25 protein-coding genes are annotated in these 26,257 nt (G+C 68.4%); 14 read left to right on the forward strand and 11 right to left on the reverse strand.

Annotation, left to right across the window (positions count from 1 at the left end; all coding sequences use genetic code 11):
- Positions 1-57 precede the first annotated feature (57 nt).
- From hemQ to idi, 5 genes are read left to right on the forward strand one after another with little or no spacing between them, the layout of a single operon-like run.
- Positions 58-825: a hydrogen peroxide-dependent heme synthase gene (gene hemQ, locus HII28_RS12420; protein ID WP_170025672.1), complete on the forward strand. Its 768-nt coding sequence runs from the start codon at positions 58-60 to the stop codon at positions 823-825.
- Positions 822-1,901 carry a ferrochelatase gene (locus tag HII28_RS12425; RefSeq protein WP_170025673.1) on the forward strand — a complete coding sequence of 360 codons (1,080 nt, stop codon included), beginning with the start codon at positions 822-824 and terminating at the stop codon, positions 1,899-1,901. Before hemQ ends, HII28_RS12425 begins: the two co-directional genes overlap by 4 nt.
- Entirely contained in the window at positions 1,898-2,890 is a 993-nt protein-coding gene (hemC, locus tag HII28_RS12430; protein ID WP_170025674.1) for a hydroxymethylbilane synthase, read from the forward strand. Before HII28_RS12425 ends, hemC begins: the two co-directional genes overlap by 4 nt.
- Positions 2,887-3,693, forward strand: coding sequence for a uroporphyrinogen-III synthase (locus HII28_RS12435; protein ID WP_170025675.1), 807 nt, complete (start codon positions 2,887-2,889; stop codon positions 3,691-3,693). Before hemC ends, HII28_RS12435 begins: the two co-directional genes overlap by 4 nt.
- Positions 3,694-3,736: 43 nt before the next feature.
- The gene (gene idi / locus HII28_RS12440; protein ID WP_170025676.1) at positions 3,737-4,294 is read left to right on the forward strand and encodes an isopentenyl-diphosphate Delta-isomerase; all 558 of its coding nucleotides are present in this window, start codon (positions 3,737-3,739) and stop codon (positions 4,292-4,294) included.
- Here the strand turns inward: idi and HII28_RS12445 are convergent.
- Positions 4,291-5,331, reverse strand: coding sequence for a DUF4037 domain-containing protein (locus HII28_RS12445; protein ID WP_170025677.1), 1,041 nt, complete (start codon positions 5,329-5,331; stop codon positions 4,291-4,293). The two genes, idi and HII28_RS12445, sit on opposite strands and share 4 nt — an antisense overlap.
- Before the next feature lie 89 nt (positions 5,332-5,420).
- The gene (locus tag HII28_RS12450; RefSeq protein ID WP_170025678.1) at positions 5,421-5,969 is read right to left on the reverse strand and encodes a MarR family transcriptional regulator; all 549 of its coding nucleotides are present in this window, start codon (positions 5,967-5,969) and stop codon (positions 5,421-5,423) included.
- Between the two features lie 81 nt (positions 5,970-6,050).
- Between HII28_RS12450 and HII28_RS12455 the strand changes: the two genes are divergently transcribed.
- From HII28_RS12455 to HII28_RS12480, 6 genes are read left to right on the forward strand one after another with little or no spacing between them, the layout of a single operon-like run.
- Positions 6,051-7,073: a polyprenyl synthetase family protein gene (locus HII28_RS12455; protein ID WP_170025679.1), complete on the forward strand. Its 1,023-nt coding sequence runs from the start codon at positions 6,051-6,053 to the stop codon at positions 7,071-7,073.
- On the forward strand, positions 7,070-8,083 hold the full coding sequence (locus HII28_RS12460) for a squalene/phytoene synthase family protein (protein WP_170025680.1): 1,014 nt from the start codon (positions 7,070-7,072) through the stop codon (positions 8,081-8,083). The genes HII28_RS12455 and HII28_RS12460 overlap by 4 nt, the downstream gene beginning before the upstream one ends.
- Entirely contained in the window at positions 8,080-9,720 is a 1,641-nt protein-coding gene (crtI, locus tag HII28_RS12465; RefSeq protein ID WP_170025681.1) for a phytoene desaturase family protein, read from the forward strand. Before HII28_RS12460 ends, crtI begins: the two co-directional genes overlap by 4 nt.
- Entirely contained in the window at positions 9,717-10,055 is a 339-nt protein-coding gene (locus tag HII28_RS12470) for a lycopene cyclase domain-containing protein (RefSeq protein ID WP_170025682.1), read from the forward strand. The genes crtI and HII28_RS12470 overlap by 4 nt, the downstream gene beginning before the upstream one ends.
- On the forward strand, positions 10,052-10,534 hold the full coding sequence (locus tag HII28_RS12475; RefSeq protein WP_240977343.1) for a lycopene cyclase domain-containing protein: 483 nt from the start codon (positions 10,052-10,054) through the stop codon (positions 10,532-10,534). The genes HII28_RS12470 and HII28_RS12475 overlap by 4 nt, the downstream gene beginning before the upstream one ends.
- Positions 10,531-11,424: a prenyltransferase gene (locus HII28_RS12480; RefSeq protein ID WP_170025683.1), complete on the forward strand. Its 894-nt coding sequence runs from the start codon at positions 10,531-10,533 to the stop codon at positions 11,422-11,424. Before HII28_RS12475 ends, HII28_RS12480 begins: the two co-directional genes overlap by 4 nt.
- Before the next feature lie 61 nt (positions 11,425-11,485).
- Here HII28_RS12480 and rimK read toward each other — a convergent pair whose 3' ends face one another.
- Entirely contained in the window at positions 11,486-12,679 is a 1,194-nt protein-coding gene (gene rimK / locus HII28_RS12485; RefSeq protein ID WP_170025684.1) for a 30S ribosomal protein S6--L-glutamate ligase, read from the reverse strand.
- Positions 12,680-12,803: 124 nt separating this feature from the next.
- On the opposite strand from rimK, the gene HII28_RS12490 reads away from it, so the two are divergent.
- Entirely contained in the window at positions 12,804-13,250 is a 447-nt protein-coding gene (locus tag HII28_RS12490) for a RimK/LysX family protein (RefSeq protein ID WP_346769290.1), read from the forward strand.
- Positions 13,251-13,263: 13 nt separating this feature from the next.
- Here the strand turns inward: HII28_RS12490 and HII28_RS12495 are convergent, their stop codons facing one another.
- Positions 13,264-14,703 carry an MFS transporter gene (locus tag HII28_RS12495; RefSeq protein ID WP_346769291.1) on the reverse strand — a complete coding sequence of 480 codons (1,440 nt, stop codon included), beginning with the start codon at positions 14,701-14,703 and terminating at the stop codon, positions 13,264-13,266.
- A gap of 191 nt (positions 14,704-14,894) precedes the next feature.
- Between HII28_RS12495 and hemB the strand changes: the two genes are divergently transcribed.
- Together hemB and HII28_RS12505 are read left to right on the forward strand one after the other, a co-directional pair.
- On the forward strand, positions 14,895-15,821 hold the full coding sequence (gene hemB / locus HII28_RS12500) for a porphobilinogen synthase (RefSeq protein WP_240977895.1): 927 nt from the start codon (positions 14,895-14,897) through the stop codon (positions 15,819-15,821).
- Positions 15,822-15,826: 5 nt separating this feature from the next.
- Positions 15,827-17,224: a glutamate-1-semialdehyde 2,1-aminomutase gene (locus tag HII28_RS12505; protein ID WP_170026127.1), complete on the forward strand. Its 1,398-nt coding sequence runs from the start codon at positions 15,827-15,829 to the stop codon at positions 17,222-17,224.
- Between the two features lie 201 nt (positions 17,225-17,425).
- Here the strand turns inward: HII28_RS12505 and HII28_RS12510 are convergent, their stop codons facing one another.
- From HII28_RS12510 to HII28_RS12540, 7 genes are all read right to left on the reverse strand, one after another.
- Positions 17,426-18,526, reverse strand: coding sequence for a sugar-binding protein (locus HII28_RS12510; RefSeq protein WP_170025687.1), 1,101 nt, complete (start codon positions 18,524-18,526; stop codon positions 17,426-17,428).
- A gap of 128 nt (positions 18,527-18,654) precedes the next feature.
- Entirely contained in the window at positions 18,655-19,971 is a 1,317-nt protein-coding gene (gene mmsB, locus HII28_RS12515; RefSeq protein WP_240977345.1) for a multiple monosaccharide ABC transporter permease, read from the reverse strand.
- Positions 19,968-21,491 (reverse strand): multiple monosaccharide ABC transporter ATP-binding protein, encoded by a 1,524-nt coding sequence (gene mmsA, locus HII28_RS12520; protein ID WP_170026129.1) that lies wholly within the window; start codon positions 21,489-21,491, stop codon positions 19,968-19,970. Before mmsA ends, mmsB begins: the two co-directional genes overlap by 4 nt.
- 271 nt (positions 21,492-21,762) lie before the next feature.
- Entirely contained in the window at positions 21,763-23,043 is a 1,281-nt protein-coding gene (locus HII28_RS12525; protein WP_170025688.1) for a sugar ABC transporter permease, read from the reverse strand.
- Positions 23,040-23,927, reverse strand: a complete 888-nt coding sequence (locus HII28_RS12530; protein ID WP_170025689.1) for an ATP-binding cassette domain-containing protein — start codon at positions 23,925-23,927, stop codon at positions 23,040-23,042. The genes HII28_RS12525 and HII28_RS12530 overlap by 4 nt, the downstream gene beginning before the upstream one ends.
- On the reverse strand, positions 23,924-25,021 hold the full coding sequence (locus HII28_RS12535; RefSeq protein ID WP_170025690.1) for a substrate-binding domain-containing protein: 1,098 nt from the start codon (positions 25,019-25,021) through the stop codon (positions 23,924-23,926). The genes HII28_RS12530 and HII28_RS12535 overlap by 4 nt, the downstream gene beginning before the upstream one ends.
- The gene (locus tag HII28_RS12540) at positions 25,018-26,217 is read right to left on the reverse strand and encodes an ROK family transcriptional regulator (protein ID WP_170025691.1); all 1,200 of its coding nucleotides are present in this window, start codon (positions 26,215-26,217) and stop codon (positions 25,018-25,020) included. Before HII28_RS12540 ends, HII28_RS12535 begins: the two co-directional genes overlap by 4 nt.
- Between the last annotated feature and the right edge of the window lie 40 nt (positions 26,218-26,257).

Here is a 26,257-nt window from a genome sequence, read left to right on the forward strand (position 1 = left end):
TCCATAACCGTGCGGCCGCTTTTGCCCGACCGGGGCGAACGGGGGAGACTGGATGCCATGACTCACCCGGCGGCCGCCGTTGCGGCATCCGTTTCCCCCGATTCTCACCCGTTACCCGAGGCATCCGGCGAGTCCGGATCAGCAGTCGACCAGCCCGATGGCTTCACGCTGTGGGCCGTGCTGCGCCGGGATCCGTCCCGACCCCTTTCTCTTGACTCCTCCGAGCTCGAGGCCGCAACCGCCGAACTCTCCTCGGCCGTCTCCGACGTGGAGGCGACCGGTGTCACGATCCGCGGCTTCTACGACGTTTCGGGGCTGAAGTCCGACGCCGACCTGATGGTCTGGCTGCACGGTCCTGTGCCAGAAGACCTGCAGAGCGCATTGCGTCGCATCCGTCGCACCGCGCTGCTGCGCGAGCTGCTGCCCACCTGGAACGCGATGGGCGTTCACCGCGGCGCCGAGTTCAACAAGGCCCACATTCCCGCGTTCCTGCGCGGCAAGGAGCCGCGGGGGTGGCTCACCGTCTACCCGTTCGTGCGCAGTTACGAGTGGTATCTTCTCCCCGACGCCGAGCGCAGCCGCATGCTCGCCGACCACGGGCGAAAGGGTGCGGCATTCCGTTCGGTGCTGGCCAACACCGTCGCCGCGTTCGCCCTCGGCGACTACGAGTGGCTTCTGCCGATGGAGTCAGACAATCTCGTCGATCTCGTCGACATGATGCGCGATCTTCGCGCCACGGATGCCCGCAGGCACGTGCGCGAGGAGGTCCCCTTCTACACGGGTCGGCGCATTCCTGTGACAGACATACCCGAGGTCTTGCAATGACGACATACGACGCGATCCTGCTCTCCAGCTTCGGCGGGCCGGAAGGCCAGGACGACGTCATCCCCTTTCTGCGCAACGTGACGCGGGGGAGGGGAATCCCCGACGAGCGGCTCGAAGAGGTTGCTCACCACTACCGCGCGCACGGTGGCGTGAGCCCGATCAACGAGCAGAACCGCCGGCTGAAGTCAGCGCTCGAGGCGGAACTGGCGCGCCGCGACATCCGCCTGCCCATCTACTGGGGCAATCGAAACTGGGACCCCTACTTCGCGGATGCCGTGCGCGAAGCCCACGACGCCGGTCACGACCGGCTGCTCGCACTCGTCACCAGCGCGTACACGTCTTACTCCGGCGTCGGTCAGTACCGGGAGGACTTCGAGAAGGCGCTCGCCGACACCGGCCTCGCCGACGAGGTCTCGATCGACCGCATCCGCGAGTACTTCGACCATCCCGGATTCGTCACCCCGCTGATCGAGGGCGTCGAGGCAGCGGTCGTCGAGCTGACGTCCGATTCGGCCGAGGGAGCTGCGGATGCCGTCGCTCGCGACGACATCCACGTGATGTTCGTGACCCACTCGATCCCGAGTGCTGCTGCAGAGGCATCCGGTCCGCAGTTCGGCACCGGCGGGGCGTACGTCGCCCAGCACTGCGCTGTGGCTCACGCGATCTCGGAGACGGCGGCAGCCGGCATCCCATGGTCGCTCGTCTACCAGTCGCGCTCCGGTGATCCGCGCACTCCGTGGCTGGAGCCCGACATCAACGACGCGATCGCGGACCTTGCCGCCGCAGGCCTCACGAAGGCCGTGATCATCGTGCCGTTCGGCTTCGTGAGCGACCACATGGAGGTCCTCTGGGACCTCGACAACGAGGCGACCGCGACCGCGATCGAGAACGGACTGCGTTCCGTGCGGGTGCCCACGCCCGGCACGCACCCGGCATTCGTCGCTGGACTCGTCGACCTGATCGAGGAGCGCCTGAACGACGTGCCTCTTCAGCAGCGTCCGCACCTGACCGATCTCGGCCCGTGGCCCGACCATGAGCCGGTCGGTGCGCGCGCGGAGAAGGTCGTCGCGCGATGACCGCGGCGCGGGTCGGGGTGGTTCGGGTCGGAACGCGGGGCAGTGCCCTCGCGCTGGCTCAGACGCGTCAGGTCGCCGACCTGTTGGGGAAGGCATCCGGGCTCGAGATCGAGCTGAAGACCATCACCACTCACGGCGACACGGCGACCGAGTCGCTCTCGCAGCTCGGCGGAACCGGTGTGTTCACGTCGGCGCTGCGTGACGCTCTGCTGAACGGCGAGATCGACGTGGCGGTGCACTCGCTGAAGGACCTGCCGACGGCGCAGCATCCGCAGATCGCGCTCGCCGCGGTGCCGAAGCGCGCCGACGCGCGCGACGTGCTGTGCGCGCGAGACGGCCTGACGCTGGAGACGCTGCCGGAGGGAGCGCGGATCGGCACGGGATCGCCTCGTCGCATCGCGCAGCTGAAGGCGGCGCGTCCCGACGTGGAGGTCGTCGACATCCGCGGCAACATCGACACCCGACTGGGCCGAGTGTTCGGCGAGGGCGATGACGACCGGAGGCTCGACGCGATCATCCTCGCCGCCGCCGGACTAGCACGCCTGGGCCGCGCGGATGCCGCCACCCAGCACTTCGACCTCTCCGACTGGCCGACCGCACCCGGCCAGGGAGCGCTCGCCCTCGAGACCCGAGCCGAGAAGGACACCTCGGCCGACGGACGGGCACTGGCGAAGGCGCTCGGCGTCGTGAACCACGTGACGACGCACGGCAACGTCGCGGCCGAGCGAGCCGTGCTCGCCGGACTCGAAGCCGGCTGCGCCGCTCCACTGGCGGCGACCGCTCTCGTCGAGGACGGCCTGCTGTTCCTCACCGCGACGGTCTACAAGCCTGACGGATCCGAGCGCCTCACGTCGTCTCACGCCGCAAGCCTCGAGGGTAACGGCCAGGCCGCACTGCTCGAGGCCGCCGAGGATGCCGCGAAGCGCGTCGTCGACGAACTCCTCGCGGCAGGCGCCGCCGACCTCGCACCGCTCGGAGGATCCCGATGACCGCCGGTTCGACGGGTCCGATCCCCACACAAGGTCCGAAACCTTTGGCCGGGTGGCGCGTGCTCGTGCCGCGCGGCGGTCCGTGGGGCGACTCGGTGGCCGCCGACATCCGCGCCTACGGCGGGACCCCGGTCGTGGCGCCCATGATCAACTTCGCGCCGACCTCCGATGAGGAGGCTCTGGTGCAGGCGCTGCGGGCGCTCGCCGCAGGCGAGTTCGACTGGGTGACGATCACCAGCGCCACGACGGTCGACGTGCTGGCCGCGCATCAGGCGAGGATCCCTGCCAACACGCGCATCGCTGCCGTCGGGGAGACGACAGCTGCCGCGCTCCTGGCCGCCGGCTTCCGCGCGGACTTCGTTCCTGCCGACGACAGCTCGGCGACGGGCCTGCTCGAGGAGTGGCCGCAGGCGACGAGGGGACTCGTTCCGCTGCGGGTACTCACGCTGCGCAGCGAGATCGCGAAGACCACGCTGACCGACGGGCTCTCCGCGCTCGGCCACGACGTTCAGTCCGTCGTCGCCTATCGCACGATCGGCATCCCGGTGGCGGAGAACGTGGTCGCCGATGTCGCCTCCGGACGCATCAGCGTCATCCTCGTCACCTCGGGCAGTGTCGCCGAACAGGTGCAGGAGCAGCTCGGACCTGTGCCGGATGCGACGCTCGTCGCCGCTATCGGACCTCGCACCGCACGTGACGCCCGTGCCATCGGCCTCCGTGTGGACGCCGTCGCCGCCGACCGCACCGCGGAGTCGCTGGTGGACACGGTCGCGCGAGCCGCGGAGCGGCGCGCCGCCTCATGAGCTCAGCCTCGGCGTTCGGGATCATGCAGCGAGACGAGCGCCGATGAGCGATCATCGCGCCGACCCGTCGACGCCCGCCGTCGACCCGACCCGCGTCGTGCTGATCGATGACGCGGGAACGCCGATCGGAACCGCTGAGAAGGCGTCGGTCCACGGTGCCGATACTCCTCTTCACCTGGGCTTCTCGTGCCACGTTCTGCTCGAGGACGGTCGCCTGCTCGTCACGCGACGGGCGCTGTCGAAGCGCACGTTCGCCGGCGTGTGGACCAACGCGTTCTGCGGGCATCCGGCGCCAGGCGAGGAGTTCGCGGCCGCCGCGCGACGGCACGCGCAGCACGAGCTGGGCATCGGTCTCGGGCAGCTCGAGCTCGCGCTGCCCGACTTCCGCTATCAGGCGACGGATTCGACCGGCATCGTGGAGTACGAGCTCTGTCCGGTTTTCGTCGCGCGAGCCGTCGGCGATCCGATGCCGAACCCGGAGGAGGTCGCCGAGTTCGCGGCGGTGACCCCGCGCGACCTCGCCGCGGCGCTGCGCAGCACGCCGTGGGCGTTCAGCCCGTGGCTGGTGGAGCAGGCGAAGCTGCTGCCGCTCTACGCCTAGAGCTCTCGCACCAGCGCGCGGCGGGCGACGAGGTCGACGAGGACGTCCACGTTGTCGGTGCGCTGCTCGACGGACCCGCGCCCCCTGGGCAGCGCGCGAACCTTCGGATCCCGGATGCCGGCGAGCAGCTGGCGCTCGATGTCCGGATCCGGATGCACGTACGGCCGGTCCCAGAACGGTATGGCCGCCTGTTGCACATCGGTCAGACCGAGCCCGTTCTGCACGGTCGCCAGGGCGCGCATCGCGTCGCCGAGGGCGAGCTGGCGGTCTTGCCAGGCATCCGCTTGCAGCGCTCGGTCCACGGATGCGCCGACCTCTGCCGAGCAGGACAGCTGTCGGAACATCGTGCCGAACCACTTCGCGTACGGCGGCCAGCGGCGTTCGAGCAGGAAGGCGAGGTGCATGACGACGTGGGCGAGGCGGCCGGCGATGATGCGTGATCCGCGGTCGTCGCCGACGTCGCCTGCACGACTCATCAAGGGGAGTTCCTGCGCCAGTCGTGCCCAGTCGCAGGCGAGCACGTAGCGCCACACGTCATCCGGATACCACTCCAGCACGGCGCGCGCGGCGGCGAAGTCGCCGCTGTCGTCGGCGAACACCGGGCCGGCGACCACCTCGAGCACGGCCTGCCCGGAGAGTGACAGCCACTGGTCGACGGAGAGGCTGGCGCGAGGGTCGAAGCCGAGGTGGGCGTCCAGGAAACCGGCAACGGTGGTGACATCGACGTGATGACGGTCGACGGTCTGGCCGGTGAATGCGAAGCGAGTCGGCAGGCCGTGGAATAGGGCTGGGAGCTCCTCGGAAAGCGCATCGTCGACGGCCCTCACGTCTTCCTGCGGCACGAAGAGCGACAACCGGAGGCCCCAGTCGTGATCGCGCGATGTGGCGTCGTCGAGGCCGAGCACGTCGGAGCCTGCGCCGACGCGCCCTGCCGTGTGCGGCATGCGGGGAAAGCGCTCGGCGAGCAGCGGGGCGACGACCTCGTCGTAGTAGGCGCTGGAGAGGTCGACGCCGCTCGAGGCTGATGACGTGGGCATCCGGCCATTCTGCCCGGAGCGACGAGCCTGTCGATACCGGCTCGTTCTCCCCGTCTCGTCCCCGTCGGTCCGCGGCGGACGGCTTTGTCTCAGGTCTCGCTGAGCCTGTTCAGAAAGCGGATGACCGTCTCGCGCTCGTCGGGCCGCAAGTCCTTCGCGAGCTCGAAGCGTCGTCCGTGTCGTCGGCCGATCACCTCGCGGACGCGCAGGTGCGAGTCGGCGGCGAGCGTGATCACGATGCCTCGCCGATCGGTCGGATGCCGCTGTCGCTGGATGTGCCCCGCCGCCTCCAGTCGATCGAGGAGCTTCGTGACCGACGCCGTCGAGATGCCGAGGTGGGTCGCCAGCCCGCTCGGCGTTGCCAGGTCTCCCCGGCCCTTCAGGACCACCAGGTAGCGCATGGCCCGCATGTCGGTCGGACCCAGTTGCATCGTCCGTCTGGATTCGTCGAGCGACGCTTCCTCCGACTCGCGCCAGCGCCGGAGCGCGGCAAGAACCCTCACAATCTGGTCGACCTCGTCATCGGCCAGACCGGAGGTGTCGACAACGGCGCGTTCCGGATCCAGTGTCCGCGGGTCGATGAACGGATCAGGGCGGCCTCCATCGTCGCCGGTGGTCGGTGCATCCTGAGCATTCATCCTGGAGAGCCTTGCTGAATATCGCTAGCCTTACTAGTGTCTAGACAGACTAACTATTGAGTATGGGGACGGGCTGACGAAATGAGCGTACTGACTCCACTCGCCGCCAGTTCGCCGGCGACCCTGAGCGAGGTCGAGGATCGCTTGAAGCGCTACTTCGACGAGCAGGAAGCTAGGGCCTCGCGGCTCGGCGGTCGTTACGTCGAGCTCTGGCGTGCCATGCGGCAGAGCGCTCGCGGTGGAAAGAAGCTGCGGCCGGCACTCGTCGTCGAGACGTTCACTGCGCTTCACGGCGAAGCGACCGAGGTTCTCCCCGCCGCAGTGGCCGACGTCGCTGCGGCTTTCGAGCTGTTGCACACGGCGTTCCTGCTGCACGACGACGTGCTGGACGGCGACACGATGCGGCGCGGTCGCGCCAACCTGATCGGTGCGCTGGCCGCGGATGCCGAACGCCGTGGCGTCGACGCCGATCGCGCACGGGGCTGGGGTGAGGCATCCGCGATTCTTGCGGGGGACCTGCTCATCCACGGCGCGCACACGCTCATCTACGATGCGAACCTGCCGGATGCGTTGCGGCGGCGCATCCAGGACGTGCTCGATGACGCCATCTTCCGCACGGCTGCGGGGGAGCAGAGCGACATGGCGTTCGCCTGCTCGATCACGACCCCCAGCCTGGCCGGCGTGCTGGCGATGACCGAGGACAAGACCGCTCACTACTCGTTCGGCGATCCGCTCCGGGCCGGCGCACTGCTCGCCGGCGCGAGCGACGACCTGGTGTCCTTGCTCGGCGAGTTCGGCAGCGCGGTCGGCGTGGCGTTCCAGCTTCGCGACGATGTGCTCGGCACGTTCGGCGACGAACGCGTGCTCGGCAAGAGCGTGGCGAGCGACCGGCGCAACGGCAAGGTCACGGTGCTGACGGCAATGGACCACGGAGCGATCGATGCCCGTGACGCGGTCGGCGGGCATCCTCGCGACATGGCCGAGCGGCTGATCGTGCGCAACCGGGATGCTGCTCTACGACTGGCGACCGAATCGATCGTTCCCGACCGGCTGCGCTCGGTGCTCGAGGAGTGCGCAGCCCGCGCGACGGAGCGCCGCTCATGACGGTGTCCCTCGGCGGGGCCGGACCGTCCGGCGCATCGGAGGATGCTGCTGATCCCGTGGTCGGCGAGACCGACGCCCGTCACGACGGTCGAACGGCGACCGATCTCGAGCTGTACACCCGTACCGCGGAAGACAGCGCGGCCATGGTCATCCGGCGGTACTCCACGTCCTTCGGCGCAGCGGTGCGACTCCTCGCACCCGAGTACCGAACGGGGATCACATCCGTCTATGCTCTGGTGCGCGTCGCGGACGAGCTCGTCGATGGGGCGGCGGAACAGGCCGGGCTCCTGCTGGAGGCGCAACGTTCAGCCCTCGACGAGCTGGAGACGGAGACCGAACACGCGATGAGCTGCGGATTCAGCGCGAATCTCGTCGTGCACGCGTTCGCCCGCACCGCGAAGAGGGCAGGCATCGGACGCGACCTCACCGCGCCGTTCTTCGCCTCGATGCGCGCGGATCTCGGGAGCACGCGCTACACGAGCGCGGAGCTCGACGAATACGTCTACGGCTCTGCGGAGGTGGTGGGCCTGATGTGCCTTCGGGTGTTCCTCGCCGAGACGCCGACGGGAGAACGACCTGATGCCGCGACCTGCGCGCGGTTGGCCTACGGCGCTCGACGCCTCGGATCCGCGTTTCAGAAGGTCAACTTCCTGCGCGACCTCGGCAGCGATGTCGGCGATCGCGGCCGCGACTACTTCGGTGAGGTGGCGGGCGGTGTGCTCCCCGACGAGCTCAAGCATGCGCTCATCGAAGAGATCGACGACGACCTGAGGGCCGCTGCGAGGGTCATCCCCGACCTGCCGGCCGGATGCCGCACGGCTGTCGGCGTCGCTCACGACCTGTTCGCCGCGCTAGGCCGTCGCATCGACCGCACGCCGGCGGACGAGTTGATGCGCACACGGGTGAGAGTGCCCGACGTGCAGAAGCTGGCCATCCTGCTCCGGGCGATCAGCACCCGCCCCGGCCGCGGTTCGGCCTCATGGCGACCGACGGCAAAAGTCGCACCATGAAGGCCCGGAGCGGGCGGCAGCGGCACGACGAGCGTGGCGCAGCCACGCGCACGATCGTCATCGGCGGCGGCATAGCGGGGATCGCAACGGCGGCGTTGCTGGCACGCGATGGCCATTCTGTGACGCTGCTGGAGGCATCCTCGACCCTCGGCGGTCGTGTCGGAACGTGGTCGAGCGGTGGCTTCCGATTCGACACCGGACCATCGTGGTATCTGATGCCCGAGGTGTTCGAGCACTTCTACCGCATGCTCGGGACCGAAGCGCGCGCAGAGCTCGATCTCGTCGAACTCGATCCCGGGTACCGCGTCTTCTACGAAGGACAGCCCGAGCCGGTCGACGTGCCGAAGGGGAGAGCGCGCGTCCGCGAACTGTTCGAGGAGTTCGAGGCGGGCAGCGGACCGGCGCTGGATGCCTTCCTCGACTCCGCGGCTGACACCTACGACCTCGCGCTTCGCCGCTTTCTCTACACCTCGTTCGAGTCGAAGCGCTCGCTTCTCTCGTCGGACCTGCTCGCGCGCTCGCCCCGTCTCACTCGGATGCTGCTGCGATCCCTCGAAGAGCACACGGCGCGCTCGTTCACCGATCCCCGCCTTCGGCAGCTGCTCGAGTATCCAGCCGTGTTCCTCGGCTCGTCCCCTGCCATGACACCGGCGCTCTACCACCTGATGAGTCACCTCGACCTGGATGCAGGTGTGCTCTACCCTCGTGGGGGCTTCCGGTCGATCATCGACGGGCTGGAGCGGCTCGCCGAGTCGGCAGGCGTCGCGATCATCCGCGGTGCCAGAGCCACGCGCATCCTCACTCGTGAGGATGGAACGGCCACGCTCGGCCAGCGAGCGGTCGTGAGAGGCGTGCTCTATCGGCACGACGGGGTGGATCGGATCATGCCTGCCGATGTGGTGGTGAGCGCCGCCGACCTGCATCACAGCGAGACATCGTTGCTTCCGGAAAGGTTGCAGACCTACCCGGAGCCGTGGTGGCAGCGCCGCACGGCCGGCCCAGGCGCTGTGCTGCTCATGGCCGGCGTGCGCGGGCAGCTGCCCAGGCTCGCGCACCACACCCTGTTCTTCACGCGGGAGTGGCAGGCGAACTTCAACGCGATCTTCCACGAGCCGACGCACGTGCCCGACCCCGCGTCCATCTACGTCTGCCGGCCGAGCGCCACCGACCCGTCCGTCGCGCCGGAGGGCCACGACAATCTCTTCGTTCTGGTGCCGGTACCTGCCGACCCTTCGATCGGGATCGGCGGGATCGACGGCACCGGCTCGCCGGCGGTGGAGGCCGTTGCCGATGCCGCGATCAGGCAGATCGCGACCTGGGCGGGCATCCCGGATCTCGCCGATCGCATCGTCGTGCGCCGCACGCTCGGGCCAGGCGACTTCGAGCTCGACCTGCACGCGTGGAGGGGAACGGCTCTCGGGCCGGCGCACACCCTTCGGCAAAGTGCATTCCTTCGTGCCGGAAACATCTCGAAGCGGGTCGCAGGCTTGTACTACGCGGGCGGGTCGACGCTGCCGGGCATCGGCCTGCCGATGTGCCTGATCAGCGCGGAGCTCGTGCTCAAGCGGCTGCGCGGCGATCGGAGCACGTCGCCGTCTCCCGAGCCGGTGGCGGCGGGGGAGATGGTGCGCGAGTGAGGTTCGTCTATCTCGCGGCGCTGCTCGGCGCATCCGGATGCCTGTGCCTGCTCGACGCGCGCTGGCGACTCTACTTCTGGCGTGCTCCGGTGCGGGCCGCAGTGGTCACCGCCGCGGTGACGGCCTTCCTCCTGCTCTGGGATGCCGCCGGTATCGCGGCCGGGATCTTCCTTCGCGGGTTCTCGCCGCTCACGACGGGCGTGAAGCTCGCTCCACAGCTGCCGCTCGAGGAGCCTGTCTTCCTCGCCTTTCTGGTCTACCTCGTCGCGGTTCTGCTGTTCGGCGCGCGCCGCATGCTCGACGCTCGGCGCTCGCCGGGAGGACGACGAGCATGAGGGGAGCCGGTGGTCCGGTCTCCGGTATGGTGCTGGTCGGAGCGAGCGTCGTGCGATCGGATGCCTATCCGCTCCTGGCCCTGGCCTTCCTGCTCGCCGCAGCGGCCATCGCTGCCATGGCCATCGCGCTGCGCCGTCGAGAACGCCGGGAGGCGCTGCGACAGTGGTGGGCACCTGCTCTGATTGCGGCGGTCGTCGTCATCGTGCTCACCGCGGTGTTCGACTCGCTGCTGATCATCGCGGATGTGATCCGATACGACGAGCGCCTCCTCTCGGGCATCCGAGTCTGGATGGCGCCCGTCGAGGACTTCGCCTACCCCTTGGCGGCCATTCTGCTCGTGCCGTCGCTGTGGTCCATCGCCGGTGCGATGCTCAGACCGAGGCGGCCGATCGATGAGCCGCCGGTGACCGGCTCAGTCCCCGCCGAGGAGGCTCCGGAACGAGCAGTGCCCATGGGCGAGGGAGGACACGGCCGATGACGACCGTGACCGCGCCGAGAGGAACGGTGCGCCGCCTGTTCGTGGCATCTCGCCCGGTGAGTTGGATCAACACGGCCTATCCGTTCGCCGCCGCATACCTCCTCGTGGCCGGCGAGCTCGACGCGGCATTCGTGGCGGGTACGCTCTTCTTCCTCGTGCCGTACAACCTCGCGATGTACGGCATCAACGACGTCTTCGACTACGAATCGGATGCCGCCAATCCGCGCAAGGGCGGCGTCGAGGGCGCGCTGCTCGATCGGCGGCTGCACGGCACCACGCTCGTCGCATCCGTCGCGCTCTGCCTGCCGTTCATCGTGGTTCTGGTGGCGATCGGCAACCCCGTGTCATGGATCGTGCTCGCCGTCAGCGTCTTCGCGGTCGCCGCTTACTCGGTGCCCGGGCTGCGCTTCAAGGAGGTGCCGTTCCTCGACTCGGCCACTTCGAGCATCCATTTCGTCTCGCCGGCGGTCTACGGGCTGGTTCTGGCGGGCGCGGTGTTCACTCCGCGGCTCGTGGTGCTGCTTCTCGCATTCTTCCTCTGGGGGGTGGCGTCGCATGCGTTCGGAGCTGTGCAGGACATCGAACCTGATCGCGCAGGAGGGATCTCGTCCGTCGCCACGGTGATGGGTGCGGCGTGGACCGTGCGCTTCGCCATCGGCTGCTGGGCAGCGGCCGGAGTGCTGATGCTGTTCACCGCGTGGCCCGGCCAGCTCGCCTCGGCGCTGGTGATTCCGTACATCGGTTTGAGCGTTCCGTACGTGGCGATCTCTGACGCCGACTCGGCGCGCGCGCACCACGGATGGCGGTGGTTCTTGGCCGCGAACTACCTCTGCGGCTTCCTGGCCACCGTCTTGCTCATCGTCTACTGGTGGGAAGGGGCGAGACCCTGACTGCCGAAGCCTGAGGCTGACCGCGCCGCCGCTGTTGTGCTCGTGCGATTGGCGTCGTTGGTCACGCCTCGGCCCACATGGCGTCCTTCGGGAGCTTGCGCACCTTGGCCCGTCGCAGGCGACGCGCGGGAATCATCGACCGCATCTCCTCGAGCCTTCCGAAGCAGAGCAGCCGGTCGCCGGCCTCGAGCTCCGTGTTGCCGCGAGGATTCGGGATGACGGCCGCCCCGCGATGCAGCGTGAGCACCGTGATATCGCGGTCGCCGAGACCCGAGTCGCGCAGCGGCTTTCCAACGAGGTCCGCGCCCACGCCGACAGTCAACTCGGCGACGCCGTAGCCCGTGGAGACGCTGAGGCGCTGCCGCACGTCGATCTCGGGGAACGCCACCTGGTTGTCGATGTGGTCGACGATGGCACCGGCGACATCGAGGCCGGTCGCGGCCTCGATACCCTGCAGACCAGGCGACGAGTTGACCTCCATCACCAGCGGTCCGTCATTGCCTTCCAGCATGTCCACACCGGCGACGCGCAGTCCCATGATCTGGGCCGAGCGCACCGCGGCCTGCTCGTACGCGGGCTCCAGCGTCACGCGCTCGACGGACCCGCCGCGGTGCACGTTGGAGCGGAACTCGTCTCCGCTCGCCACCCGGCGCATCGCGGCGACGACGCGGTCGCCGACGACGAGTGCACGGATGTCCCGTCCCCTGCTCTCCGAGATGAACGACTGCACGAGCACGTTCTGCTTCGTCGAGTGCAGGGTCTCGATGATCGCCTCCGCGATCTTCGCCTCGGGAGCGAGGATGACGCCGATCCCCTGGGTGCCCTCCAGGAGTTTGATCACCACCGGCGCACCGCCGACGGATTCGATCGCCGTTCGCACATCCGCTCGGCTGTGCACGAAGGCCGTTGCAGGCATGCCGATGTTGTGGCGGGACAAAATCTGGTTCGCACGCAGCTTGTCGCGCGAATTCGTGATGCCGTTCGCGGTGTTGGGGGTGTACACGTCCATCTGCTCGAACTGGCGCACGACGGCCGTGCCGAAGTACGTGATCGAGTTGCCGATTCGCGGCAGCACGGCGTCGTAGTCGGAGAGCAGGCGTCCTCGGTACTGCAGGTCGGGCTCGTCGCCGGAGAGGTCGATCGAGAACCGCAGCGTGTCCAGCACCTTCACCCGGTGCCCGCGATCCGCCGCAGCATTGCGGAGGCGCTGGGTCGAGTACGACTGCGGTGCACGCGAGAGAATCGCCAACTTCAACGTGGGCTCCTGGAAAGATGGGGGAATGGGACAAACGGGTGAATCGACGGCGCGTGCGGCGACTCACCGTGCACGCCAGACGAGTGCGGGGGGTTCGACGGGATCAGTCCATTCAAGCACCGTCGTGGGCTGGCGCGAATGGGTCACTCTTCCGCGCATCGACGTTCCCTGGGTCAAGGCCAAGATCGACACCGGCGCGCGCAGCTCCGCGTTGCACGCCTTCGACATCGAGGAGCTCGACGGTGGTGCGCGCGTGCGTTTCCGGGTGCGGCCGTGGCAGGACTCGAACCGCGACGCGGTCGTCGTGGAGTGTCCCGTGCACGACCGACGGATGGTGCGCAGCTCGTCCGGCCACACCCAGCGTCGCTATGTCGTGGTGCTCGAGCTCGAGCTGTTCGGACGCACCGTGAAGGCGGAGACGACGCTCACCAATCGGGACCAGATGGGCTTCCGCATGCTCGTCGGCCGACAGGCGCTCCGCCAGGGCGGATTCGTCGTGGACCCCGGCCGCTCCTTCGTCGGCGGACGCGCGCCTCGCCCGGTCAGGCGCCGCAACCGCGGCCGCGCGTGAGCGCGTCGTAGCCTCAGCGCGCCGTCGGGTTGCCTGCGGTGTCGCGCTCCTCGTACTCGCGCGGATGCCATGACGCGAGAAGCACCGCATGCACGATGGCCAGCCCGGTCGCGATGCCGATCACGACGATCCATTGCGTCGGCGCCTCCGGACCAGTGCCTGACGTGAAAACGACGCCGAGCACGGTGGTTGCGGCGATGGCACCCACGTAGCGGGAGGTCTGGAAGATGCCGGCGGCGACGCCGGCGTCCTGCGGTCGCGCCGAGGCGTAGAGCGCCTGGCTCATGGCGATGCTCACGATGCAGTACGGCGCGCCCATCGCCGCGGTGATGAGCAGGATAGCGATCGGGTTCACGGTCACCGCGGCCAGGGTGAGGAGAGCTGCTCCGACGATGAGTCCCAGACCGCCGACGATCAGGGTGAAGCGCAGCCCGCGGCGCTCGATCAGGCGAGCACCCAGCGGCGTGAGGCCGATCGTCACTGCGGCCAGCGGGAACATCAGCAGGCCGGTGACGCCTGCGTTGTATCCGCCGTGCTCCTGCAGCAACTGCGGCAGGCCGAAGAACGCCGTGTAGTACACGAGGTTGAACACCGCGAAGCACAGGTACACCATCATCAGCGACCGGTTGGCGGCGAGCAGGCGCAGGTCGATGAACGGGACGGATGCCGTCAGCTCCCGCCACACGAACAGGCCGCCGGCCACCACCGCGGTCGCGAGCAACCACCACATGGGAGTCGATTCCAGGCCGAGCACGAAGATCAGCAGGGCGACGAGCGTGCCGACGAACAGCGCGATGCCTGGGATGTCGGATTGCACCACGAGTGTGCGCATCCGCTCGGCGCGACGCGGGGCGTCCTTGGGGGCGAACAAGCCGACGCCGATCATCGCCAGAATGGCCAGCGGCAGGTTGATCGCGAAGATGGCCGGCCAGCCGAGCGTGCTCACCAGCAGACCGCCCACCACGGGGCCGACGGCGGCGCCCGCAGTATTGGCGATCTGGATGCGCCCCAGCAGCCGCGGCGTCGACACGCTGCCTGCCTTGCTCAGCGGTCGCACCATCGCGACGGCGGACGGGAACGCCGTCGCCGTGCCGATCGCGAGCACCACGCGTCCGACGCAGACCCACGCGAACGACGGAGCGAACGGCGTCAGCACCGCGACGACGATCACGACGACCATGCCGAACATGAACAGGCGCCGCGGACCGAACCGGTCGCCGAGGCGACCCATGAGGGGCTGCCCGGCAGCGGACGCCAGGTAGAAGGCGGTGATCACCCAGGTCGCTTCGGCGATGCCGAGCGCGAAGGTCTTCTGCAGATCGACGAGCGCCACGGCGATCATCGAGGAGTTCAGCGGGTTGAGCGCCGTGCCGAGGCTGAGACTGGCGACCGCGAGCCCGGTGCGAGAGTGTTGCTGACCGGATGCCGATTGTGCGGGAGTTCCGTCGCTCACGATCCGTCGGCTTCCACGGTTTCGATCGTAGCGATGCGTCGTCTCCTGGCGTGCTCGCGTCGGCTGCGCACCATCTCACCTGCGCCGACCGCGCACGCGGACATCGCTCAGGGCGCGCCGATTACGCTGGACGGGTGAACGACGCCCTGCACCCGACTGTTCGCCCCCGCCGCCTCCGCACCACCCCCGCGATGCGACGACTCACGGCGGAGACCCGCCTGCATCCGGCGGAGCTGATCCTGCCGGTGTTCGTGCGCGAGGGCATCAGCGAGCCGAAGCCGATCGCCTCGATGCCCGGGGTCGTGCAGCACACGCTCGACAGCCTCAAGGCGGCCGTGAACGAGGCAGCAGCTGCCGGCATCGGGGGCATCATGCTCTTCGGCGTGCCAGAGGTGCGGGATGCCATCGGCAGCGGTGCGACCGATCCCGACGGCATCCTCAACGTCGCCACAAGGGCAACGGTCGCCGAGGCCGGCGATGCGCTGGTGGTGCAGACCGACCTCTGCCTCGACGAGTTCACGGATCACGGACATTGCGGGGTCCTGGATGCCGCCGGCCGCGTTGACAACGACGCCACCTTGGTGCGCTACCGCGACATGGCGCTGGCCCAGGCGGAGGCGGGATCCGCGATCCTCGGCCTCAGCGGCATGATGGACGGCCAGGTGGCCGCGGTGCGCGACGTGCTCGACGACGAGGGGTTCGCCGACACCGCCGTGCTCGCATACGCGGCGAAGTATGCATCCGGTTTCTACGGTCCGTTCCGCGAGGCCGTCGACTCGCAGCTGCAGGGCGACCGCCGCAGCTACCAGCAGGATCCGGCGAACAGACGCGAGGGCCTGCGCGAGGCGCGGCTCGATCTCGAAGAGGGCGCGGACATCCTCATGGTGAAGCCCGCCATGTCCTACCTCGATGTGCTGAGCGATGTGGCCGAGATCAGTGATATTCCGGTGTGGGCATATCAGGTCAGTGGCGAGTACTCGATGATCGAGGCCGCCGCCGCGAACGGGTGGATCGACCGCGATCGCGCCGTGCTCGAGACGCTGACGAGCATCCGCCGCGCGGGTGCTGACGCGGTGCTCACCTACTGGGCGACCGAGGTCGCGGGGTGGCTGAAGTGACCGCGATCGGCTCGACGAACGACGGGGCCTTCGACCGCGCGCGACGGGTCATCCCCGGCGGTGTGAACTCGCCTGTGCGGGCGTTCCGCTCAGTCGGCGGGACCCCGCGTTTCCTCGTCTCCGCGCACGGACCGTATGTCACCGACGTCGAGGGACGCGAGTACGTCGACCTCGTGGCGTCGTGGGGTCCGGCGATTCTGGGGCACGCGCATCCGGAGGTCGTCGCGGCCGTGCAGGATGCCGCCTCCAGCGGCCTGAGCTTCGGCGCATCGACTCCCGCGGAGACCGAGCTCGCCGAGCTCGTCGTCGACCGCCTCGCCGTGACGCCGGGCGCGCATCACCTGCCTGGTGCGTCGCTCGTGACCACCCGTCTCATCGACGAGCTGCGCCTGGTCTCCACCGGCACCGAGGCGACGATGACGGCCATCCGCCTGGCGCGCGGCGCCACCGGCCGTGACCTCATCGTGAAGTTCTCCGGCCTCTACCACGGACATTCCGATGGCCTGCTCGCGGATGCCGGCAGCGGCCTCGCCACCCTCGCGCTGCCCGCATCGGCCGGCGTCCCTGCGGCGATCGCGGGTCAGACGATCGTCATCCCCTACAACGATCGCGATGCGGTGCGTGCGGTCTTCGCTGAGCACGGCGCGAATATCGCGGCGATCATCACCGAGGCCGCCCCGGCGAACATGGGCGTCGTGCCGCCGGCTCCCGGATTCAACGCGTTCCTTGCCGACGCCGCGCACGACAACGACGCGCTGCTCATCCTCGACGAGGTGCTCACCGGATTCCGCGTCGGACCCGCAGGATTCTGGCAACTCGACGCCTTCGCCATCCGCGAGGAGGACGACGGATCGCGTCACCTCGTCTCGCCCACGTACGTTCCCGACCTCGTCACGTACGGCAAGGTCATCGGCGGCGGAATGCCGCTGGCAGCCCTCGGCGGGCGCCGCGAACTCATGGAGCAGCTCGCGCCAGTCGGACCGGTGTACCAGGCGGGCACGCTGTCCGGGAACCCGGTAGCCGTCGCCGCGGGGCTGGCCACGCTGAGGCTGGCGGACGCTGACGTCTACCACCGGCTCGATGTCGTCGCTGAGACCATCTCCGAAGCAGCGGATGCCGCACTCACGGCATCCGGAGTCCCCCACGTCATCTCGCGTGCCGGCAACCTGTTCAGCGTGCAGTTCCGCGAGACGCCAGCCGTCGACTACGCCGGCGTGCAGGATCAGGATGCCTTCCGCTACGGCGCCTTCTTCCACTCGATGCTCGAGCAGGGTGTCTCCCTGCCGCCGAGCGTGTTCGAGGCGTGGTTCGCCACCGCGGCGCACGACGACGCGGCGGTGAACCGGATCCTGGACGCGCTGCCCGCTGCGGCTCGCGCCGCGGCGTCCGCTCGTCCCGCCTAGACCCCTGGAGGTCTGACTCGTCGCCCTTCGTGCGGCAGAAACGTGGTGGGTCGTCACTGGCCTGCCCGCCGGATGCGACGGCCGGGTCGTCATCCGCTCCGGCGCACCGCACCTGATCAACGCCGCCGCCCGGGTCCGGCGCCAGGAGCAGAGAAAGAGGGCCGCCCGCTCGCGCGGACGGCCCTCTTCGATGGAGCTGGACTACTTGGCGCCCTTGGCGAGTGCCTCGAGCGTCGGGTTGTTGGAGTACGCGTCGACGGCGTTGTCCTTGGTGACCAGGACCGGCGTCAGCGCCTTGTACGGAACGGTGATCTGGCCGTTGTAGGCGTTGGTCTTGTCGTTGAAGTCGACGCCCGCCGGCTTCTTGTCGCCCTTGGACAGGTCGGTGATCAGCTCGACGGCGGCCTTGGCCTCATCGTCGGTGTTCTTGTAGATCGTCGAGTACTGCGTGCCGTTCATGATGAGCGGGATCGACGCGGTCTCGGAGTCCTGACCGGTGACGATCGGAACGGCGAGGCCCGCCTGCTGCGCGGCGGTGATGATCGAGCGACCCAGGGTGTCGTTCGGGGACAGCACGCCATCGAGCACGGTGCCGTTCGAGTACGTCTTGGTGATGATGTTGGTCATGCGGGTCTGGGAGTTCTTCGGGTCCCAGTTGTCCGTCTGCACCTGCTGGAAGGTGGTCTGGCCGGACGGCACCTTCAGCTCACCCTTGTCGATCAGCGGCTTGAGAACGCTCATCGCGCCGTTGAAGAACACCGAGGCGTTCGCGTCGGTGTTCGCACCCGCAAAGAGCTCGATGTTGTACGGGCCGCTGGCCTTCTTGGCCTTCATGCCGTCCAGCAGAGCCTGAGCCTGCAGCTGGCCGACCTTGTAGTTGTTGAAGGCCGCGTAGTAGTCGACGTTCTTCGTGTTCATGATGTTGCGGTCCCAGGCGATGACCGTCGCGCCGGCCTTCTTCGCCTGCGCGACCTGCGTGCCGAGCTGGCTGCCGTCCTGGGCGGCGATCACGATGACCTTGTCGCCCTTGGTGACCATCGACTGGATCACGTTCTGCTGGTCGGAGACGCTGGCCGAGTACTGCACGTCCGACTTGAAGCCGGCGCCCTTGAGGGCCTTCTCGAACGACGCCTTGGCGAGCACCCAGTTCTGGGAGGTCTTCGCGGGCAGCGCTACGCCGATCGTGTCGCCCTTCTTAACCGTGGAGTCGGCGGACTCGGAGGCGGCGCGGGACGAGCATCCGGTCAGCGCCAGGCCGGCGATGGCCACGGCGGTGAGGCCGATGAGCAACTTCTTGCGCATGGTGTTCCTTACTTATCAGTGGATTGCAGGGCGGCCCTGCTGAGGGCCGCTCCTTCTTCGAAGCTGTCCGGTGGTGCGACTGGGCAGCGGGTCGGAGAGCCGGCGGCGACAGCCCGTCGGCGGCGGGATCAGGACAGCGAGCCGACCTTCTCGTCGACGGGCTTGTCGATCCCCTGGGGCTGGGCTTCGATCGAGGCCTCGGTGTCTGCGGGCTTCTTGCGTCCGATGCCGAGACCGCGCAGCAGCAGGCCGGTGATCGACGGCCGCCCCTGGGTCTTGTTGTAGACGTCGAACGCGACGGCGACGACGAGCACCAGTCCGCGGATGATCGACACCCACGAGCTGTCGATTCCGAGCAGCGACAGGCCGTTGGAGAGGAACGCCATCACGAAGGCACCGATGATCGAGCCCGCAACGGTTCCGACGCCACCGAAGATCGCCGCTCCGCCGACGAAGACCGCGGCGATGGCATCCAGCTCCCAGCCGGTGCCGTCGAACGGACCGGATGCCTGGGCGTTGCCCACGAAGACCATGCCGGCGACAGCGGCGAGGATCGACATGTTCATCATCAGCAGGAAGTTCACGCGACGCGACTTCACGCCGGAGAGCACCGCGGCGCTGGCGTTGCCGCCGACCGCGTAGATGTGGCGGCCGAAGACGGTGCTCGAGGTGAGGAAGCTGTAGAGCAGGATGAGCAGCCCGGCGATGATGCCCACCACGGGGAAGCTCGTGCCGACGCGACCGGTGGAGAACAGGTAGGTGGCGAACACCGTGACGCCGCACAGCAGCACCAGCTTGACGACGCTGACCCACATCGGCTTCAGGGTGGCGCCCATCCTGACACGCTTGCGACGGTCGTGGACCTCCATCCATATGAGCGCGATGACGACGATCAGGCCGAGGATCAGGGTCGGGTTGCTGTAGCCGAAGTCCGGTCCGAAGTCGGGCAGGAAGCCGTTCCCGATCCAGTTGAAGGAGTCGGGGGTCGGAACGGCCGTCGAGTTGCCGACGACCTGGTTGGCGCCGCGGAAGATCAGCTGTCCGGCCAGCGTGACGATGAAGGCGGGAACGCGAACGTAGGCGACCCAGAATCCCTGCCAGGCGCCGACGACCGCGCCGGTGGCCAGGCCGAGGAGCATGGCCACGCCGGCAGGCAGGTGCCAGACCGCCATCGACTGGGCGACGACGATGCCGACGAAGGCCGCGACGGATCCGACCGAGAGGTCGATGTGTCCGGCGATGATGAGCATCACCATCCCGATCGCGAGGATCAGGATGTACGAGTACTGCTGCACCATGTTGATGACGTTGGTCGGGTCCAGCGTCAGTCCGCTGGTGAGGATCTCGAAGACGAGGATGATCACGACCAGCGCGATGATCATGCTGTACTGGCTGATGCCGCGCCCTCCGGTGAGGGTGCGCATGCCCTGGGTGAACTTACTCATGCGGCGGATCCGGTCTTTCTCGTGGAGGTCATGCTGACCATCAGGGATTCGGGGTTGGCGTCTTCGGCGGGCAGCACGTTGGTGATCTGGCCCTCGAAGATCGTGTAGATGCGGTCGGACATGCCGAGCAGTTCTGGCAGCTCGGACGAGATCAGCACGATCCCCTTACCCTGGGCGGCCAGCTGGTTGATGATGTTGTAGATCTCGTACTTCGCGCCGACGTCGATGCCTCTGGTGGGCTCGTCGAGGATGAGGAGGTCGGGGTCGGAGAACATCCATTTCGCCAGCACGACCTTCTGCTGGTTGCCGCCGGAGAGCTTGCTCACGCCCTCGTCGACCGAAGGAGCCTTGGTGCGCAGCGCCTGGCGGTATTCCTCCGCGATCTTGTACTCGGCGAGGTCGTTGACGACGCCGCCCCGCGAGATCTTGTCGAGCCGGGCCGAGACGGTCGCGCGCTTGATGGTGTCGAGCAGATTGAGCCCGAGCGTCTTGCGGTCCTCGCTCACGTAGCCGATGCCGTTGTGGATGGCGTCGCTGACGTTGCCGACCTTGATGCGGTTCCCGTCCTTGTAGATCTCACCGCTGAGGTAGGTGCCGTAGCTGCGGCCGAACACGCTCATCGCGAGCTCGGTCCGTCCGGCGCCCATCAGCCCGGCGAAGCCGACGACCTCGCCGCGGCGCACCGTGAAGCTCTCGTTCTTGCACACGAGGCGGTCCGGATCGGTCGGATGTTGCACCGTCCAGTTCCGCACCTCGAAGAACGTCTCGCCGATGTTCGGCGTGCGCTCGGGGAAGCGGCTCTCCAGCGATCGGCCGACCATGCCGCGGATGATGCGGTCCTCGTCGACGCCTCCGGCGGCGACATCGAGCGTCTCGATCGTCTTGCCGTCGCGGATGATCGTGATCGAGTCGGCGACGCGCTCGATCTCGTTCAGCTTGTGGGAGATCATGATCGACGTCATGCCGGATTCCTTGAATCCGAGGATGAGGTCGAGCAGGTGCTGCGACTCCGTCTCGTTCAGGGCGGCTGTCGGCTCGTCGAGGATGAGCAGCTTGACGTCCTTGTGCAGAGCCTTCGCGATCTCCACCAGCTGCTGCTTGCCGACGCCGAGGGTCTTGATCGCGCTGTCGGGGTCTTCGTTCAGGCCGACGAGGTCGAGGAGTTCGCGCGCCCGCTTCTGGGAGGCGACCCAGTCGATGCGGCCGAAGCGGGTGATCTCGTTGCCGAGGAAGAGGTTCTCGGTGATCGAGAGCTCGGGGATGAGCGCGAGCTCCTGGTGGATGATCGCGATGCCGGCGGTCTCGCTCTGCTTGGTGTCCGAGAAGCGCACCTCGTCGCCCTCGAAGATGATGTCGCCCTCGTACGTGCCGTACGGATAGACGCCGGAGAGCACCTTCATGAGGGTGGACTTGCCTGCGCCGTTCTCGCCGCAGATCGCGTGGATCTCGCCACGCGCCACGGTCATCGTCACGTCGGAGAGTGCGACCACACCGGGGAAGCGCTTGGTGATGTCGCGCATTTCCAGAATGGGGGCGTTCGCCACGGATGATCCTCTCGCTGTGCGGGGCGAGGCATCCGTTCGGCCAGGACCAGAGGCCCTGCGGGTGGTGCGTGACGACGCCTTCGTCCCGTGGAAAGCGGCGCTGTGGCCGCTCGTAGTGCGTCCTTTTCGGACAACGGACGAAACGGTAACACACTTGTGTTCAGGTGTTGAATTCAAGCGCGCGAATGAGCGACGGCAGGCGCGCTGAAGTGAACGCACTCGATCGGTGCGCCGCGAAATTACGGGACTAAGCCCGCCCGTGGCTCGCGCGGGACCGTCTGGAAAGTGAATCCACGATCACGGCGAGCAAGAGGACGGCGCCGGTGATCATGTACCGCACCGACGCGTCGAGGTTGAGCAGCGTGAGGCCGCTCGAGATGGCGGAGATGACCAGCACGCCGAGCACGGCCGACCACGCGCTTCCGCGCCCGCCGAACAGGCTCGTGCCGCCGATGATCGCAGCGGCGATGGCGTTGAGGTTCGTGTCGGCGGATCCGGTGAGCGTGGTCGCCGATCCCAGGCGGGCAGCGGCGAGCACACCGCCGATGGCGGCGAACGACGAGCAGACGACGAACGCGGTGACCAGGGTGCGGGTGACGGGGAGACCGGCGCGGCGCGCGGCATCCACGTTGCCACCGACGGCGAAAACCGACCGGCCCCAGCGCGTGCGGCGCAGCAGGTACGACATGAGCACGACGAGCAGCAGGAAGAGCACCGGCATCACGGCGGTCCCGCGGTCGAGCGAGAGGTACCAGACCGCAAGGCCGAGTCCGACGGCCAGCACGAGCGCGCGCACGACCGGAACCGACGGATGCTCCGCCGGAAGCTGCGCGCGCATTCGCCGCCGCCTGCGGGCCAGCCCGGTGCCCAGCACGGCGAGTGCCGCGAGTCCGGCGATCACGTACGCCACCCACGGCGGAAGGAACCACGTGTTGGCGAACTGCACGAGCGGATCCGAGAACGGGATGTTGATCGATCCGGTCGGCCCCAGCAGCGCCAGCTGCACGCCGAGGAACGCCAGGAGCCCGGCGAGCGTGATCAGGAAGCTGGGCACGCCGAAGCGGGTCTGCAGGAATCCGTAGAACACGCCGATGACGGCGCCGACGGCGATCGCGGCGATCACGCCGATGAGCATCGGCCACTGCAGCCGCATGGCGCACACGCCGACCACGGCACTCGCCAGCCCGCTCACGGAACCCACGGACAGGTCGATCTGCGCCACGAGCAGCACGACGACCGTTCCCAGTGCGATGACGCCCAGCGGCGCGGCCTGCAGCGTGAGGTTGACGAGGTTGCCCGGCGCGAGGAACCGCGGATTCAGCGACTGGAAAAGCACCGCGATCACGATGAGCCCGACGGCGATCGGTGCCGATCCCAGCTCGCCGTCACGCACGCGGGAGACGAATCCGGCGGAGACGTCGCGCAGCGTGCGCACGCCGCCCGTGTCGAGCCGCGAGGACGGGGAGCCACCGCTGGACGCCGTGCCCTTCCGTGCTCGCTGCACGGGACGATCGCGATCCGCGGTCATCGTCGACCTCCAGGCGGAAGCCCGTCGTCCGGACCGGATGCCCCCGGCCAGTATCCGTTCCGTTCCTCGCGGCGCTCGCGCGGATCGTCCTCCGGCGTGCCCTCCTCGAGGTTCAGCACCCCGGTGATGGAGGCGATGATGTTCTCGTAGCTCAGGTTGGGCGCGCGGAAGCGGCCGTTCACGCGGCCGAGCCGCAGCACGATGACTCGGTCGGCCACGGCCTGCACGTCGGCCATGTTGTGGCTGATCAGCACGACGCAGTGGCCGCGATCCCGCAGCAGTTCAATGAGGTTGAGCACCTCGGCCGTCTGGGCGACGCCGAGCGCGGCCGTCGGCTCGTCGAGGATGACGACATCCGGTTCGCCGATCAGCGAGCGAGCGATGGCGACGGTCTGCCTCTGGCCACCGGAGAGCGTGGCGACGGGCATCCGCACGGACGGGATGCGCGCAGAGAGCTGCCGCAGCAGCTCCCAGGACCGCTGCTCCATCGCCTCCTCGTCGAGCGGACCTCGGCCGAGCTCTCGTCCCAGGAACAGGTTCGCGACGACGTCGAGGTTGTCGCAGAGCGCGAGGTCCTGGAAGACGGTCGCGATGCCGAGCTCGCGGGAGGCCGCCGGCGACGGGATCGAGACGGTCTTGCCCGCGTAGGCGATGGTCCCGGCATCCGCGGGGTGAACGCCGGCCAGGATCTTCACCAGCGTCGATTTGCCCGCGCCGTTGTCGCCGACGAGCGCGACGACCTCACCGCGGTAGAGGTCGAGATCCACGTTGCGCAGTGCCTGGATGTGGCCGAACGACTTGGAGATGCCGCGCATGCTGACGATGGGGCTCAGCCCTGCATCCGCCGTTCCGCCCTCGCCGAGTCCCGTCTCGAAGCCCGTCATGAGATGCCGTGCTCCTTGCAGTAGGAGGCGTATGCGGGCGTGCAGATCTGGTCGACAGTGTGGAAGCCGCTGTCGATGACCACCTTCTTGACGTTCTTCACCGTCACGGCCACCGGCGTGAGCGTCACACTCGGCACCGTCTTGCCCGCGACCTTCGTCGTGCCCGTTCCGGCCGGCGTGCCGCCGTTCACGAGGGTGAGCGCGGCATCCGCGGCGATCGTCGCCTGGCGGCGGATCGGCTTATAGACGGTCATGTACTGGGTTCCCGCGAGGATGCGCTGCACGGCGGCCACCTCGGCATCCTGCCCCGTCGTCGGCGGCACCGGGCTCATCCCGGCCGCCTGGAGCGCGGCGATCGCGCCCTCGGCGAGCCCGTCGTTCGCGGCGTACACCCCGGCGATCCGGTTGCCGAACTGCGTGATCTGTCCGGCGACCCAGGTCTGCGCCTCGGATCCTGCCCAGTCGGGGGTGTCGTACTTGGCCAGCACCGTGTATCCGGACTCGTCGAGCACCGACAGCGCAGCCTTCTTGTACAGCACGGCGTTGTTGTCGGTGGGCGATCCGTTGACCATGAGGATGCCGCCCCCCTTCGGCACGCCCAATTCGTGCAGCCTCGCAACGAGGGACTGCGCCTGGAGCACGCCCACCTGATCGTTGTCGGCCGAGACGAAGAACGAGAGGTCAGGGCTGTTGATGATGCGGTCGTACGCGATCACCGGCACGCCCTTGGCAGCCGCCTCGTTGACGATGGATGCCGCTGCCTGCCCGTCGACGGCATCCAGCACCAGCACGGCGACACCCTGCGCGAGCATGGACTCCGCCTGCTGCTGTTGCCGCGCGGCGTCGGCCGACGCGTTCTGATAGGCGACGGTGCAGCCGGGGCACTTCGCGTGGATGCGGCTCTCGAAGGCAGGACGATCCGCGGATTCGTACCGCGTGTTGGTGGAGTCCGGCAGCAGGAGCCCGATGGTGGCGTGCTGAGGATCCACGGCCGGATGCGACGTGTCACCGGGCGCCACCGCGTTCGCACACCCGACGAGGGCCAGCACGCAGGCGACGGCGGCGAGCAGGGCACCCGCTCGGATCGCCTTCATTCCGCGGCTTCCTCCGTCTGCCCGGATTCGTCGGGCTTGATCGAGACACGATCGACGGCCATTGCCACAGCGCCCATCGGCGCCGCGTTCACTCCGAGCTGGCTCTGCACGATCTCGGGAGCGAACTGCGTTCCGGCGAGCACGGCACGCTCGACCTCGCGGCGCATCGGTCCGAGCAGCAACTCGCCAGCTCGGCCGAGATCGCCGCCGACGACGATGCGCTCCGGATCGAGCAGGTTGCAGAGATTCGCCGTTGCCACACCGATCGCGGTTCCGGCGTCGGCGATCGCGCGGATGGCCTCCGACTCGCCCGACATCGCACGCACGATCACGTCCTGCAGCTTGACGCCCCTGTGACCGGACTGCAGTCGTTCGATCAGGGCGTCCCCGCCCGCGATAGCCTGCACGCATCCGCGGTTTCCGCACTCGCAGAGGGGTCCGTCCTCCTGGATCACCGTGTGCCCGAGCTCACCCGCCATGCCCGCGTGTCCGGCGTAGACCCGTCCGCCCAGCACGAGGCCGGCGCCGATCCGGTCGCCGGCATCGACGAAGATCGCGTCCTCCTTGCCACGCGCGGCGCCCAGCCGCAGCTCGCCGAGGGCCGCGGCGTTCGCATCCGTGTCGACGAACACAGGGCGCTGGAGCCTCTGCTGCAGCACGTCGGCGACCTCGACGCCGTCCCATCCGCGAAGGATCCCGCGCCGCGCGATCCGCCCGGTGCGCTTGTCGATCGGAGCGGGAAGGGCAACGCCGACGGCCAGCAGGTCGAGCATCCCCGCGCCGGCGGACTCGAGCATGTCGGCCAGCAACAGCATGATGCGGTCGAGCTCGTTGTCGGCACGGTGGTCCTTGGCCAGCGGCATGTGCGTGTCAGCGACGACCGTGTACGCGACGTCGGAGATGGCGATGCGCAGGTGGCGCGTTGAGACGTGAACGCCGGCCACCAGGCCGAGTGCGTGGGCGAGCGTGACGTGCTGCGCGCGGCGCCCGCTGCGCGTACCGGGCGCGGTGTTCAGCACGCCGGCCCCGGTGAGCTCCTTGACGATGTTGGAGACGGTCGCGGGGGAAAGCCCGGTGAGGCCTGCAAGCTCGATCTGACTCAGCCCGCCGTACTTCTTGACGGCGTCAACGATCCGGCCGCGGTTGGCTTCACGTAGTGAAGTCTGCGACCCAGGCGTCCGACGTTGGGCTTGCACGCCTACACGATACGCGATCGCGGCTGTGGGACTAAGAGGT

The sequence above is a fragment of the Planctomonas sp. JC2975 genome, from assembly GCF_012985205.1.
In the GTDB taxonomy this organism is placed as follows: domain Bacteria; phylum Actinomycetota; class Actinomycetes; order Actinomycetales; family Microbacteriaceae; genus Humibacter.

What these genes read in the sequence shown, in the direction of transcription:
- HII28_RS12535 (WP_170025690.1), bottom strand. Translation starts at nt 25,021, where the DNA reads ATGAAGGCGATCCGAGCGGGTGCCCTGCTCGCCGCCGTCGCCTGCGTG.
- hemB (WP_240977895.1), top strand. Translation starts at nt 14,895, where the DNA reads ATGCGACGACTCACGGCGGAGACCCGCCTGCATCCGGCGGAGCTGATC.
- HII28_RS12475 (WP_240977343.1), top strand. Translation starts at nt 10,052, where the DNA reads ATGAGGGGAGCCGGTGGTCCGGTCTCCGGTATGGTGCTGGTCGGAGCG.
- crtI (WP_170025681.1), top strand. Translation starts at nt 8,080, where the DNA reads ATGAAGGCCCGGAGCGGGCGGCAGCGGCACGACGAGCGTGGCGCAGCC.
- HII28_RS12435 (WP_170025675.1), top strand. Translation starts at nt 2,887, where the DNA reads ATGACCGCCGGTTCGACGGGTCCGATCCCCACACAAGGTCCGAAACCT.
- HII28_RS12425 (WP_170025673.1), top strand. Translation starts at nt 822, where the DNA reads ATGACGACATACGACGCGATCCTGCTCTCCAGCTTCGGCGGGCCGGAA.
- HII28_RS12525 (WP_170025688.1), bottom strand. Translation starts at nt 23,043, where the DNA reads ATGACCGCGGATCGCGATCGTCCCGTGCAGCGAGCACGGAAGGGCACG.
- hemQ (WP_170025672.1), top strand. Translation starts at nt 58, where the DNA reads ATGACTCACCCGGCGGCCGCCGTTGCGGCATCCGTTTCCCCCGATTCT.
- HII28_RS12530 (WP_170025689.1), bottom strand. Translation starts at nt 23,927, where the DNA reads ATGACGGGCTTCGAGACGGGACTCGGCGAGGGCGGAACGGCGGATGCA.
- HII28_RS12445 (WP_170025677.1), bottom strand. Translation starts at nt 5,331, where the DNA reads ATGCCCACGTCATCAGCCTCGAGCGGCGTCGACCTCTCCAGCGCCTAC.
- HII28_RS12455 (WP_170025679.1), top strand. Translation starts at nt 6,051, where the DNA reads ATGAGCGTACTGACTCCACTCGCCGCCAGTTCGCCGGCGACCCTGAGC.
- HII28_RS12450 (WP_170025678.1), bottom strand. Translation starts at nt 5,969, where the DNA reads ATGAATGCTCAGGATGCACCGACCACCGGCGACGATGGAGGCCGCCCT.
- hemC (WP_170025674.1), top strand. Translation starts at nt 1,898, where the DNA reads ATGACCGCGGCGCGGGTCGGGGTGGTTCGGGTCGGAACGCGGGGCAGT.
- mmsB (WP_240977345.1), bottom strand. Translation starts at nt 19,971, where the DNA reads ATGAGTAAGTTCACCCAGGGCATGCGCACCCTCACCGGAGGGCGCGGC.
- HII28_RS12510 (WP_170025687.1), bottom strand. Translation starts at nt 18,526, where the DNA reads ATGCGCAAGAAGTTGCTCATCGGCCTCACCGCCGTGGCCATCGCCGGC.
- idi (WP_170025676.1), top strand. Translation starts at nt 3,737, where the DNA reads ATGAGCGATCATCGCGCCGACCCGTCGACGCCCGCCGTCGACCCGACC.
- mmsA (WP_170026129.1), bottom strand. Translation starts at nt 21,491, where the DNA reads ATGCGCGACATCACCAAGCGCTTCCCCGGTGTGGTCGCACTCTCCGAC.
- HII28_RS12480 (WP_170025683.1), top strand. Translation starts at nt 10,531, where the DNA reads ATGACGACCGTGACCGCGCCGAGAGGAACGGTGCGCCGCCTGTTCGTG.
- HII28_RS12460 (WP_170025680.1), top strand. Translation starts at nt 7,070, where the DNA reads ATGACGGTGTCCCTCGGCGGGGCCGGACCGTCCGGCGCATCGGAGGAT.